Below are 12,928 nucleotides of genomic sequence, written 5' to 3'. Positions count from 1 at the left end.
TGCTTGATTTTTAAAAGCGGAGTCGTTAAAATCGTATAAAAAAGAGGATGAACGATTATGACAACCGAAACCGCTCCTAAAACATATACTACTTTTAAAGAATTTTGGCCTTTTTATTTAGGCGAACATTCTCATCCAGTTAACCGCACGCTTCATTTTATAGGAACTTCGTTTGCGATTGGATGGATTTTGACCGCGATCATCAATCTCAATCCGTTCTATATTTTTGCGGCTTTGTTTTCCGGTTACTTTTTTGCTTGGATTGGTCATTTTTTTGTAGAGAAAAACCGTCCGGCTACTTTTACTTATCCGCTGAAATCTTTTATGGGAGATTGGGTGATGTATTTTTATATTCTTACCGGGCAGATTGGAAAGGAACTTGAAAAAATTAGAAAAAAATAATATTCTAATTTTATAAAATATAGAGTATAGGTTTCCTTTTGCTGAAAAAAAACTGATTTTGTGCGGGTTTCTACGTGTTAGATCGAAAAAAGTTTTCGTTTTTATTAGTGTTATTACCATTCCTTTTTTTTACGATCAATTCCTGTAGCAGAATTTGGTCTATTGGGATCTTAAATCAAAAAAATAAAACAGTAACCCTAATTCTTAAATTACAGATCCCAGTTTCACAAAATCATTTTCAATCTTGGATTACAGGACATCATTCTGAAAATCTAAATCTTCCTTCGATTGATTTCCGAAATTGGTTTCGAGTCAGATCGGAATCGATTGCGTATTCGAATCGATCGAAGTTTGAAGAAAAAATACAATTGGAGAACATTCAATATAATAGAGTTGTTGAAAAATTCCATAGTGAAGATTCGTAAAATTGCTTCAATTGTCAATTCAATCCAATACAAACAGATCAAGAATTAATTTTTCAACAACTCTAAGGAAGGTCTTGGAGAAGTTTTTTTAGAACTGAGTCCTAAATATGCTTATTTCATAGGCTGGAGTGGGAATGATAATTATTCCGGAAGTCTTATCTATCGTTATTCAGAGATCCGGATTGAGTCTTCTGTGGGCAAAATTGTATATAACGGAGAGGAAATTGTGAACGCTTTTCAATATGATGAGGATTGCGAATGTTTACTTTGGACTTTAAATCATTAAACAAAACAAGAGCATATTTACAATCTAACGCTTGTAAGTTGCCGCTTCGCTTGAGCCGCAACTTGGCTGCATTTTTAGTTTATACTAAAATTTCTGGTTAGTTTTAATTTTATTTGTTTATTAACTCAATGAGTTGCTCCCTATCATAACCTTACCCACAAGTTAAATAGGATTTTAGAATCAGAAGGCTCCAAAACTCACATTTTTCAAGTGTTCCGACAAGAATGAGGTTTTTTACTTGCAAAAAGTATGTTTTTCTGATAGAGAAAAATTTTCCGAACTTCTCCACATGAATTGCGACCCATGGGAAGCAATTCATTGAGTTGCCACCAAAAATAGGGAAAACTAAAGTACAACGCTCTCTATGAATCGCGTTGAAAACTAAAGCACAACGCTTTCCTAAGGGTCGCGTTGTGGGGTGGAAACTCGAGGATTTGTCGTAATTCCCACAGATTTAATATTGAGATCCAAATACTTGTGGGGTTGGTTATGGTCAGGATCATCATACCCCGGATCCGAGAACACGTTAACATGGAGGTCTACCGTGATTTCCAGCATGTGCTCCAGGATAGCTTTCCTGTTACTGCCCTCGAGCCGAACACCGCTGCCATCAACCCACAGGTTCATCGGGGATTTGACTTCTTCTTTGCTGACCTTTCTCAATGCATCGATGATTTTCTTTCTGTCTTTTGCGTGTGACTTTGACATCTGGATCGCTCCCTGCAGCAAGCAGGTTTGAATCATATCCAAATCGCCGTGGTGGCACGCATAATGCAAGACGGTCATTCCATATTCATAGGCCGACGACACATCTGCGCCCTTCCCGAGCAGCCAATGCGCGATCAGGTTTTTGTTTTGATAGGCTCCCAGGGAGAGCTCAACTGCCGCCATTAGGAGCGTCTTTCCGCGCTCATCGGGTTTTTCATCTTCAACTTTGAGCCCTAGCTCTACCAACTTATCTAACATTTTTATGCCATCGGCTTGATTAAGCGTCGCGGTAATCTCGACCGTCTTTCTCAGCAAGCTCTTGCCTACTTCATACGGCTATTCACAGTAGCTCCGTGTTGAATTAATGCCATAAAAGGCTCAAACTTTGAGGCGAGCCAGATCGGTGTCCAATCACTTTCATCCGCCGCATTGACATCTGCACCTGCAGCCAGCAAGATTTCAACTGACTTTCTTTCGTACTGCCATACCGCATCATGAAGCGTTATGCTACCATCCTTGGTCCGATCAGTTTACCCTGGCTCCTTTCTTGAGCAGATATTCGATCATTTTAGGCTGCCTAAAATAGGCAGCCAAGGAAAGTGCAGTATTATTATTACCTCCATCTTCGAGGCTCGGTGGATCAACAACCATCGCCGAGCAACGTCTTTAGCGCCGCGACATCACGTGCACGAATTGCTTCGAACAGTTTAGTATTTTCTTTCATCGATTCTCCTCAAACCTTAAATAACGTGAGTTCGGCGTAAGAAGGAAAAAAGAGTAAAAATCTTGTACTGAAAAGCGCCAGATCGCATATTGAACCAAATTTCCGACAAGAAAAGGTACAATATGGATCTGACAGAGATATTTTGCGCAATAGACGATTATTGTACACAACAAAAAATAAACTGGAACGGGAAAATATTGAGTCCGGTGGTTCGAAAAAGGAACCGTAAATTTCAACTCAGCCTGAGTGAAGTAGCAACAATCGTAGTTTATTTCCATCTTTCTCATTATAGAGAATTTAAAAATTATTATTTGATAGAAATAAAAAAGAATCTGAAATCCGAATTTCCAAAAGCTGTAAGTTACAATCGTTTTGTCGAGCTGATGCCTAACGCGTTAACCGTCATCGCTTCGTTTCTGTCAAATTCTTGTTTAGAAAAGTGTTCCGGAATATCGTTCATTGATTCCACGATTCTCAAAGTATGCGACAACAGAAGAATCCATTCTCATAAGGTATTTAAAGACATTGCGCAGCGAGGGAAATCAAGCACAGGCTGGTTTTACGGCTTTAAATTGCATTTAATCATAAATGATCAAGGTGAATTATTATCATTTATGGTCACTCCTGGAAATGTGGACGACAGGAATTTGAAAGTGATCTTTCCACTTGTTAAAAATATTTACGGTAAACTTTTCGGAGATAGAGGTTACATCAGTCAATCTCTGTTTGAAAGTCTTTATGAAAAGGGAATTCAACTCATTACAAAACTTAAAAAGAATATGAAAAATAAATTAATGCCCTTAGTTGATAAAATCCTTTTAAGGAAAAGAGCTATCATTGAATCCGTTAATGATGAACTTAAAAATATCTGTCAGATTCAACATACTAGGCATCGTAGTTTTTTCAATTGGGCCGTTAATCTATTAAGCGGGTTAGTCGCATTTTCATTTTTTCCAAAAAAACCTTCTTTGAATTTGAAATCCAAAGACAATTTACAACTTCTACTTTCTCCTTAGGCCGAACTCACGTTAATTAGTACTCATCCTCCGCATATCTCTCTGATCTGAAGTTTCCGAAAAAAACATTGTCTGTTCCGGTACCCGCCTGGATATCTTTAGTTATCACAGTCCCAAGTAACCACACCATTCTTTCATCTTTTTTTGAGCTTGGGTGCCGGGTTTCAAGTCTGCGTACGGATTCGAGCAAGGCGTCTTTAATGTCTGATCTTTTACAAGCATTGCAACATAGGTGCAAAACTGGCAGGGCTGAGAATGCCTCGAGATCAGCTAAAATGGCTGCCAGATAAGCGTGCCCCCACGTGAATTTAATACCGGACTGGATGGCGGCTTCCAAATGCGCAATGGGATCAGAAGGATCTTTTCTCAAAATGCATAGGGCATAATAGTTACGATGCCATATCACAGAACTCTCTGGATTAAAATTGGAATTCTCAGCTAAAACGGGCGCCGCTGCCGCGTAGTCTTGAGCCGCAAGAGCGAGAGCAATATTGCCCTTAGCTTCCCAAAGGCGCTTTCTTTGATCGCGGATTTTAAGATACCATGTGAGAAGCAATTCGCTAATATGGGTTTTCGGACGTGGTAGAAAAGCGAGTACAACCGCGGCTGAAGATATGGCCCGATCGTTGTCAGTCGGAATACTTTTTCGCTTGAATATGCTTTCCACCCCATGTGAAATCAGTCGGAATACTAATTGAGAATATTTTTCCATTCCAACAAAACCTTTTAATTTCAGGATTTTGTCGGTGTTGCAATGATAATGGTGAGGCCCAAATTGCTCCAGTGCCTCCGCGGCGACTTTTCCAAAGGAATCCTCATCCGATAGAATCACATTGTGCTCGGCTGCAAATCCCAAAATTATTTCTTTCGGAGATTTTACAAGAAGCTCCGATGTCTCAACATATCCTGTGTTGACTTTTTCTTTAATTATCTTCTGGGCAACTTCCATGCACTTAGCTTCGCTGAAGTAAGTTTGGAATACCGCATTTCCATCCGTACCAATTACGCCTGAAATGAGTTTCAGATTTTTGCCAGAGACTTCAATCTGGAAAAAGTTGCTGCTGCGAATTAAGCAATGCCTCATGCCTGTATTATCCAACGAAACCTGATTGCCCTTCCAGGATAGATTCGAGCCTTAGAGTAACTTGACGAACAGCTTTTCTAACCATCATTCCTCGCTTTACCCGTAGGCTGCATTAATCGCGATTTCATAAGTATTTGGAGCATGCAAACCTCCTTAAAGATCATTGTACTTTTAGATGATTATACGCTATGAATGATCAGTACACTAACCAAATTATATTTTGATTGGGAAAATTTTCCAAATTACAAGCAATCACCAGAATATTCATATGCACCTAAGGGGTGTAAGGTTATGGGGTCGCAACTTGGCTGCATTTTTAGTTTATACTAAAATTTCTGGTTAGTTTTAATTTTATTTGTTTATTAACTCAATGAGTTGCTCTCTATGGGTCGCAACTCATCCCCATACAACTTCATAAAGTTCTAATGGTTCTTGTTTGCCTTTGACTTTGACTCTAGGCATTCGATTGAGCGTGTATTTACCGCCTAACAACTCCATTGTTTCTTTAGAAATCAAAAATGATTTTTTCAAAACCTTACAAATAGATTCGATTCTAGAAGCCGTATTAACTGCATCACCAATTACTGAATATTCTCTATGAAGATCGTTGCCTATATTTCCAGCAAAAACTTCCCCCGTATGAATACCGATACCGATTGAGATAGAAGTTTTACCTTCCGATTTTCTCAGTAGATTCCATTCGGAAAGCCTCTTTTGCATGATGACTCCACAACCTACCGCATTTCTTGCGTCCACTTCGGCGGAAGGAGAAGGATGAGGGGTTCCGAACGTAGCCATTACAGCGTCTCCAATATATTTATCTAATGTACCGTTATGTTCAAAAACACATTCCATCATAATTTTACGAAATTCTGATAAAAAGGCGCTCAGTTCTTTAGGATCCATATTCTCTGACATTGCGGTAAAATTACGAATATCTAAAAAAAGAATACTCACGATTTGGCGATTTCCATTTTGAAGGGTTCCGGGATTTTCCACCATTTCGTTTACGATCTTGGGGGAAAAATATCTAGAGAGTTCCGTTTTTTGACCTTCCGCAATTCCAATCCTTCTTACCATAGAAATGGTTCGAAAGATTCCCATGGAAATCATCATAGCAAAACAAAAATACATACCCGGTTTACCTGCAACGATGTCTTCGATCAAAACCCCCGGCCCGTTGATATAATATCCCCAGTCCTTAGTATAAGTAAGTTGATTGGTGGAAATTGCGATCCAAAGAATCGAAAAATAAATCGCATAAAAAAGAAAGAGCCCAATAAAAACGAAACGAATCTTAAATTGTAAAAGAGAATAGATAATCGGAAAAAGAAAGAAAAGATTGATCGTATTTTTAAGAGCAAATCCTAAATCCACGTTCTTTACCGTAAAAGTATAAAAAAGTAAAACTCCTAAAATCAGAATATATTCCGCAAACAAAGTAAAATAATTGAAAACGTTTACGATGGAAATTGGGCAAACTCGAATAACGATCGTATGCGAAAGAGTTAAAAAAAGATAAATCGAAAACGCGATGAAATTGAATTTACTGTTCCCATTTTCTACGTTGACCGCTATTTGAACCAAAAAGAAAAGTGCAATCAGATAACGAAAATAATTGGTGATCATAATTCCGCTTCTTTCTTCTTTTTGGAGAACATCTAAAACGGAATCCGGCATAGATTTTCTGTCTAGAGTATGAAACATTTTTTGGATCGATTGGAAAGGATTCACAAAGTTCAAGGTAGAAATTTACGGATTCGAAATCAATTCTTTCCGGAAAGAAGGATCGATTTTGAAAAAAATTCTTTCATAAAAAAAGAAGAGAAACATTCTTTTCTCAATCTTTTTAGGAGAAATCGATACATGTCTCAAAAAATCGCTTTGGTCGCGGGTGCAAGCGGATTGATCGGAAAATATCTTTTGGAAGAATTATCCAAGTCCTCTTACTACCAAAAAGTTTATGCTCTTGTTCGAAAACCTGGAAATACTACGGGGGCCGAAGCAATTATTTCCGACTACGAATCATTAGTTACATCCTCTCTTCCCAAAGAAATCACAGACGTTTTTTGCTGTTTGGGAACTACAATTTCCAAAGCGGGAAGCCAGGAAAATTTTAGAAAAGTAGATCACGAATACGTTTTAAAACTCGCAAAACTTACAAAAGAAAAAGGAGCTAGATCCTTTCTAATAGTCAGCGCCTTAGGAGCTGATCCTAAATCTTTCGTATTTTACAATCGAGTCAAAGGAGAAATGGAAAAGGATTTGGAAAAGATCGGTTTTTCTTTTTTAGGAATTTTTAGACCTTCCTTGCTCGAAGGAGAAAGAGAAGAGGTGCGTCCTGGCGAAGTTGTTGGTCATCTTGTTGCAAAGATTGTAAATCCCTTTCTTTGGGGAGGAATTCGAAAATATAGATCGATTCATGGAAGAACGGTTGCAAAGGCAATGATCCAGATCGCAGAAAAAGAACCCAAAGGGATTAGAATTTTGGAATCAGATCGAATCGCTGACTTTGGTTAGTTTTATAAAATCTAAAAATAACAATCTTAAAATAAAATTTTTTCGTAAAATCGTTGTTCTACGATCGCCAATGATTTTTTTATAGGGATTTTCTTACATCGAATTCACATTTTTTAAAATGTAGGAACTTTGAAAATCCAGATTTTATTTTGAAGTATTGAAAGTATATATAAATTAGAATATTCTTATTTTATACTTATTAATGGATATAATATGTTAGATTTTGTTTTAAAATTTAGCACTTGCGGTAAATAGAAATTGTCTAGGCGGGCCTGGAGTTGGGTTTGGGATGGAGGATATAAAATATTTCTTATTGGATATGTTGTTACAATTGATCTGGAAATAAAAATGGTTATATCTATAATATAGGGACACGTCATATAGTCCATAGGGTGGAAGCGAAAAAGAATTTGCGTTATCACCGGCGATCGAATCTATATAACGTCCACCTAAACCAAACCCAAGACCGGAAGCAAAAGTATAAGTAGTCCAAAGGTTGGCGGTGTCTCTGGGAACGTTGATCGGTCTATTTCCTTTGTAATCGATTTCATTCCCTTTTGAGTTTATAAAACGAAAAGATTCCCATTCTGCAATTGTATGCGCATATCCTGATTTTAGACTCCATCTTTTGGTTAAACGAAGATCTATATCGAATTCGTAACCGTTGGTTCTAAGTTCTCCCGCTTGATCATACAAAGCGGGTTTAGAATTGATTCTAACTGCAACGTCATATTTTTTTGAGGCAAAAAGGGCACTTGTCAATTGAATCTTTCCTTTTACAAATTCGATCCTTTGGCCTAGTTCTATTTGTTCCCCCATTTCTGGTTTAAGTTGATCGCCTTTTATATTGATGAACGTAACAGGAATAAACGCAGTAGAATAACCTAGGTAAGCGGTATAATACTGAAGAGGTTGATAGACCAGTCCTAATCTGTAAGTGAACACTTTGGCGTCAAATCGATTGATGATTCTGTCTTCTGGTTTAGAAACGTATTGATCGTTCCAATCGGATAGTTTTTCTGTTACGTTTTCTCTTACCCAACTATCATATCTTCCTCCTAAAACGAACTTTATAATTTTTGAAAGTTCCATTAGGTCTTGAAAATACAAAGAATGCATTTGTTGATATAAAATTTTTCTATCTCTAAAATTCACTGGCAAGGATTGAACCGAATCTATTTGGGGATATAGAACGTTTACATTTGTGCTGCCTACTGGAAAATATCTCTGTCTATGTCTGCTCACCATACGGTGATATTCATAACCGGATAGAAGTTTATGTTTAAACCCGGTCTGAAAAATACATTGTAATTCAATCGTACCTTGTAAGGGAGATCTTTTCGTTTCAAAATGAAAGTGATCTCTTTCGATCGTATTTTCATCCGTGGAAGAAATAGTTAAATCTTCCGCTGAAAAATAATAATAAGTCTGAGGTAAATAGGAAATAAAAGATTTCATCGAAAGTTTATTGGAAAACTTACTGTCTAGTTGAATTTTAAAATTACCACTTTCGTTTTTAAGATAGTCCTCCTTTGTATTGTAATTATTGTTTAAACGTATTCCGGGCAAAACCAAATCTATATTAGGATTTTTTGATTTTGGAAGACCCGCGTCTGGTTTTGTAAAATCGAAGGTTTTTCCGGAAAGAATGGATAGAGTGTGTTTCATGGAAATATCCCATTCAAAAGAAGTGGATATGTTATTTAAGTTGTAAGAATTTTTTCTAAAACCTTGATACTGGGAAGTGGCCGCGTCTATTCTGTATCTTAAAGATTCGGTTCCGATGGGCCCGGTGGCGCCTATGTAAGCTCTTTTAGTATCAAAACTTCCTTTTGTAAATGAAAGTTCATACTCAGCTTTTTTTCGAGGTTTTTTAGTGATGATATGGATCACACCCGCCATAGCTCCTTGTCCATATAAAACTGAATTCGGTCCTTTCAGGATTTCAATTCTTTCAACGTTTGTTAGGTTACTCATAGGAGAACTATTCTGAATGAGAAAAGTGTCGTCTCTTGCGCCGTCTTTAAGTAAAAGAGTATTACGAGAATCTAATCCTCTAATCGTAAGAGTGTTAAATCCTCCGTAGTTTTGAATTACAAATATACCGGGAACATAAGAGATAGCAGAAAGCCATTGATCCGCAGCGCGGGCTTTTAGCTCTTTATTGTCTATGATGTTTACGGTCGCCGGAATGTCTTTTAGACGTACGTTTTGTTTCATTCCAGTAAGTCCTTTATCAGTATAACCCTTTACGAATATACCTTCGGACCGTTTATCATCTCTCGTCGATTCTTCCGTTTTTAAATCTTTAGTTTCAGGTGATTCTTTTTCGGATTGTTCCTGAGAAAAAATTCGGACTGGAGAAAGAAAAACTATTAAAGATAAAAAGCTTAAAAATAAGTAAAAAATGATATTGCTTTTTAAGTAGTTAAAAACAATGAATGGTTTGATTTTTTCCATAATACGGTAACCTCTAAAAAAAGAACGTTAACCGGAAGATGACCCAATATAAACCGCAACCACTCAAGTTGATTCATTCAACAAAATATTCTAATGAAACGATTCAAAAGAAATGAATAGAAGACGAAAACACACCACATCCACGAGAGTGTTTTTAAAGAGGAGTATCCGACTTAGAGAATTCTAATACGATTAAAAGAATTCAACATTACGGTTGCGGGCCAGCACTGGATTTGCACCAGTATTCCTCCGAATACAGTGTGCCATACTAGTAAAACGTAGTAATATATGCAAGTTTTTTTATGTATCTTTAACCAGTCCTTCAATTGAGAAAGTATTTGGATTACTAAAGTATGATGATTATAGTAAAAATAAACAACGACATAAAAAAAACGGATTTATGCGACACTTAGAAGTGGGATCTTAATTTTGTTATTGCGTATTATAAACGTCTGAAGCAGACTTTATGCTTCCTAAGAAATATGAAATAAAGTATTATTTCGTAAAAGTTAATCTTACTGATCTCTGTAAAATTGAGTACCGTTAATTTTATCACAAAACGCGCTGATTCTATGTAAAATATTAAATACTTTATTATATAGTTATCAAGTAGGTTATGAAATAAAAATGAATTCAAAAAATTTCGTTTTAGTCTTTAGAAACTAAAACATTAAAGCAGTTATAATAATTGATACTTAAAAAAACTAATTTTTGGCATCAAACACGTATTAGTTGAGGATTTTTCTAAGATCTATTTCTTTACATTTCGATATTTGAATATATTTGAGAAAGGTTTCTGTTTTGGGACTTTCTCTCAAAAAAGTTTCAAATATACCTTTAAATTCAACGATATAATCTAGTTCGTAAAATTGTCTTTTTTTTCCCCGAGAAAAGGAAAAATCGCTTTTCCAATTGATTTTGATTCTAACCGGTGAATTTGGACTTAGGCTGGCTATTTGAAAAGATTGTCTTTTCGGAATGCCCAAATTTGTTCCATTAAAAAATAAATTTACTTGATCCGAACTCATTTTTTCAAATTCGAAGATATCAAATTTGAATCTAGTTAATTTTGAAAAGTTAAATGAAACTTCGTCAAGATCGTCATAGAACTGGTTTTTGGGAATTTTAGTCTCTGGGTGATAATCTAAAGCAACGAAAAATTCGGAATTTGCAAACGATTCTGTTCTACTAAAATCTAGACTGGAAATAAAGCGAACACAACTGTCTTCTATTTTAGTTGTGGAAGATTCAATATGATCCCGGCCATTTCAGAACGGGTCTATTTTGAAAACCACGATCTTTTTTAGATAAGACGAGCCTACTTTTGTAGATTTGAATTACTACTTTAGGTTTCAAACTATAAGTTTTCCTTTCAGTAGATTCAAACTGAATTTTTTATAGAGAAATAGTTTATCAAAGTTCTATCAAGTTAAGTTTAGTAAGTTATACAAACGTTAGTTGTGTTTGACGGTCCTCGACTATAATCCGATTAGAAAGTAGGATGGCTTTGGATTCGAGATTATAATCTCTGGAGAGAATTTCTCTTTTTTTCTTTGTTTCGTTGTTGAGTTTGGAAACCCCTTTTTCCAAAAGTAAACCTATCAAAACTCTCGCAGTGGATTGAACCACTTCGAAAGCGACTTCGTCTCTCAAGGATGAGTTTTCGATCGAAGAATAAGATTCTACTATTTTTTCTAAAGAATCCTTGTTTTCGTTTAACAAAGTAGAACCGCCGCCGATTTTAGAAAATTCTTCTTCAAAATACTGACGTAAATGACCTTTGGAAGACATGCCAGATACAATTCCTCCAATTGCCGCAACAACTTGAAGTTGGGTTGTTCCTTCGTAGATATTTGTGATTCGAACGTCTCTGTAAATTCTAGAAATGTCGTAGTCGTAAGTAAAACCAGCTCCTCCGTGGATCTGAAGGGCGTCGTAAGCTATTTTATTTGCAATTTCTGTAATATAATATTTTGATAATGGAGTAAAGAGATTAGCTAGTTTTTCCCATTTACGGATTGTTTCGTCCTTTTTAATTACTCTTTCTTCAATTTTTTGTTCTTTCATCCTTTCTGATTTCCAGTGATAGAGATCGATAGAACGAGAAGCTTCCAGTAAAATCGCTCTCATTCCAGCAATTTCTCTGTCCATAAAAGATAACATTTTACGAACCGCAGGAATATTTTGAATCGTCTTTCCGAATTGTTCTCTTTCGGAAGCATATTTTTTAGCTTCCATATAAGCGGCGGTTGCAATTCCCATCGCCTGTGCGGCGATCGAAAGTCTAGCACCATTCATCATTGCCATAGAATAACGGACTAAACCATATCCTTCTTCACCAATTAAGATTCCGGGAGTGTTTTCATAGACCACTTCACAAGTAGGAGAACAGTGAAGTCCCATTTTTTTTTCGATTCCGGCAATAAAAACGTCAGAACTTTTTACTAAGAAAAAAGAAAGACCACGGGCTCCGCTCGTAGGAGTTCCGGTTCTTGCGAGAGTTAAAATTACGGCAGGAATATTAGCAAATCCGCATCCATGTGTGATAAAACGTTTGGTTCCGGTGAGTTTCCAGATTCCATTTTCATCTTTGATGGCTTTAGTCTGTAGATTCGGAAGATCCGATCCGTAGTTCGGTTCTGTCAAAGCCATGGCTCCAAAAATTTCTCCGTTTGCCATTTTAGGAACGTATTCATCTATCATTTCCTTGGAACCAAAACGTTCTATGGTTTCTGCTAAGTTGAGACATCCGAGAGAGATCGCAAAAGAACCATCGGCTCTTGAAAATAATTCCAACATCATACATTGAATGGTTGCTGGAACTCCGAGTCCGCCGTGTTTCCTTCCTATACTATAGGGAAGAATTCCTGAGTTTTTTACCTGTTCTATCCCTTTGATCATGGCTTCTGGGAAAGTAACTTTTCCGGAAGAGTATTTCAAACCTTCTACGTCCATATCTTTTGCGATAGACGCGATTTGTCTACCGGCTATTTCGCCGCCGGACTCTAAAATAGATTTATAATATTCTAATGCTTCATCATAAGAACCGGGAGCCATCGATAAGGATTCGTCTCCGTTTTTTTGAAAGATTTTATGATCTGTAAAATCGTCTTCAAAACCGTTTATGATCTCTTTCCAATCTATGATAAATTGAAAGTTTTCCTGTAAATCTTGGTTTTCTAAAAAATAATTATTTTCGATCATTTTAAATCTCTTTTTGAATATTTTATCGTTTCTGAATTTTTTCTATGGGTTATAAGATTAAAATTCTTCTGAGACGAGTTCAATTCGTAATTCTAATTT

12 protein-coding genes are annotated in these 12,928 nt (G+C 36.5%); 4 read left to right on the top strand and 8 right to left on the bottom strand.

The window, feature by feature from the left end; genetic code table 11:
• The first annotated feature begins 57 nt into the window (after positions 1–57).
• Together LEP1GSC049_RS214890 and LEP1GSC049_RS0206015 are read left to right on the top strand one after the other, a co-directional pair.
• On the top strand, positions 58–402 hold the full coding sequence (locus tag LEP1GSC049_RS214890) for an Mpo1-like protein (RefSeq protein ID WP_004751336.1): 345 nt from the start codon (positions 58–60) through the stop codon (positions 400–402).
• Between the two features lie 74 nt (positions 403–476).
• Positions 477–827 (top strand): hypothetical protein, encoded by a 351-nt coding sequence (locus LEP1GSC049_RS0206015; RefSeq protein ID WP_025186049.1) that lies wholly within the window; start codon positions 477–479, stop codon positions 825–827.
• Positions 828–1,512: 685 nt separating this feature from the next.
• Here the strand turns inward: LEP1GSC049_RS0206015 and LEP1GSC049_RS214895 are convergent.
• The 3 genes from LEP1GSC049_RS214895 to LEP1GSC049_RS214900 are packed head-to-tail and all read right to left on the bottom strand — an operon-like array spanning position 1,513 to position 2,472.
• Positions 1,513–2,136 carry an ankyrin repeat domain-containing protein gene (locus tag LEP1GSC049_RS214895; protein WP_025186048.1) on the bottom strand — a complete coding sequence of 208 codons (624 nt, stop codon included), beginning with the start codon at positions 2,134–2,136 and terminating at the stop codon, positions 1,513–1,515.
• An 8-nt stretch (positions 2,137–2,144) separates the two neighbouring features.
• Positions 2,145–2,327: a hypothetical protein gene (locus LEP1GSC049_RS2000000229270; protein WP_420890167.1), complete on the bottom strand. Its 183-nt coding sequence runs from the start codon at positions 2,325–2,327 to the stop codon at positions 2,145–2,147.
• A 19-nt stretch (positions 2,328–2,346) separates the two neighbouring features.
• Positions 2,347–2,472: an ankyrin repeat domain-containing protein gene (locus tag LEP1GSC049_RS214900; RefSeq protein WP_004751340.1), complete on the bottom strand. Its 126-nt coding sequence runs from the start codon at positions 2,470–2,472 to the stop codon at positions 2,347–2,349.
• A 195-nt stretch (positions 2,473–2,667) separates the two neighbouring features.
• On the opposite strand from LEP1GSC049_RS214900, the gene LEP1GSC049_RS214905 reads away from it, so the two are divergent.
• On the top strand, positions 2,668–3,561 hold the full coding sequence (locus LEP1GSC049_RS214905; RefSeq protein WP_004752658.1) for an IS982 family transposase: 894 nt from the start codon (positions 2,668–2,670) through the stop codon (positions 3,559–3,561).
• Positions 3,562–3,577: 16 nt separating this feature from the next.
• Here the strand turns inward: LEP1GSC049_RS214905 and LEP1GSC049_RS214910 are convergent, their stop codons facing one another.
• Positions 3,578–4,645: a hypothetical protein gene (locus tag LEP1GSC049_RS214910; RefSeq protein ID WP_016560785.1), complete on the bottom strand. Its 1,068-nt coding sequence runs from the start codon at positions 4,643–4,645 to the stop codon at positions 3,578–3,580.
• Between the two features lie 396 nt (positions 4,646–5,041).
• Positions 5,042–6,325 carry an adenylate/guanylate cyclase domain-containing protein gene (locus tag LEP1GSC049_RS214915; protein ID WP_004763457.1) on the bottom strand — a complete coding sequence of 428 codons (1,284 nt, stop codon included), beginning with the start codon at positions 6,323–6,325 and terminating at the stop codon, positions 5,042–5,044.
• An 18-nt stretch (positions 6,326–6,343) separates the two neighbouring features.
• Here LEP1GSC049_RS214915 and LEP1GSC049_RS214920 point away from each other — a divergent pair, with 18 nt between their 5' ends.
• Entirely contained in the window at positions 6,344–7,165 is an 822-nt protein-coding gene (locus LEP1GSC049_RS214920; protein WP_004763500.1) for an oxidoreductase, read from the top strand.
• Between the two features lie 228 nt (positions 7,166–7,393).
• Here LEP1GSC049_RS214920 and LEP1GSC049_RS214925 read toward each other — a convergent pair whose 3' ends face one another.
• The 3 genes from LEP1GSC049_RS214925 to LEP1GSC049_RS214935 all read right to left on the bottom strand — a co-directional run bounded on the left by LEP1GSC049_RS214925 (position 7,394) and on the right by LEP1GSC049_RS214935 (position 12,829).
• Positions 7,394–9,625 (bottom strand): TonB-dependent receptor, encoded by a 2,232-nt coding sequence (locus LEP1GSC049_RS214925; protein ID WP_004751344.1) that lies wholly within the window; start codon positions 9,623–9,625, stop codon positions 7,394–7,396.
• Positions 9,626–10,353: 728 nt separating this feature from the next.
• Positions 10,354–10,653: a hypothetical protein gene (locus tag LEP1GSC049_RS214930; protein ID WP_016560768.1), complete on the bottom strand. Its 300-nt coding sequence runs from the start codon at positions 10,651–10,653 to the stop codon at positions 10,354–10,356.
• 415 nt (positions 10,654–11,068) lie between these two features.
• Entirely contained in the window at positions 11,069–12,829 is a 1,761-nt protein-coding gene (locus LEP1GSC049_RS214935; protein WP_016560787.1) for an acyl-CoA dehydrogenase family protein, read from the bottom strand.
• Positions 12,830–12,928: the final 99 nt, after the last annotated feature.

This window comes from Leptospira kirschneri serovar Cynopteri str. 3522 CT (assembly GCF_000243695.2).
Taxonomy (GTDB): domain Bacteria; phylum Spirochaetota; class Leptospiria; order Leptospirales; family Leptospiraceae; genus Leptospira; species Leptospira kirschneri.
Note: the sequence above shows the minus strand (reverse complement) of the source record. Positions and strands in the feature narration are given on the sequence as shown.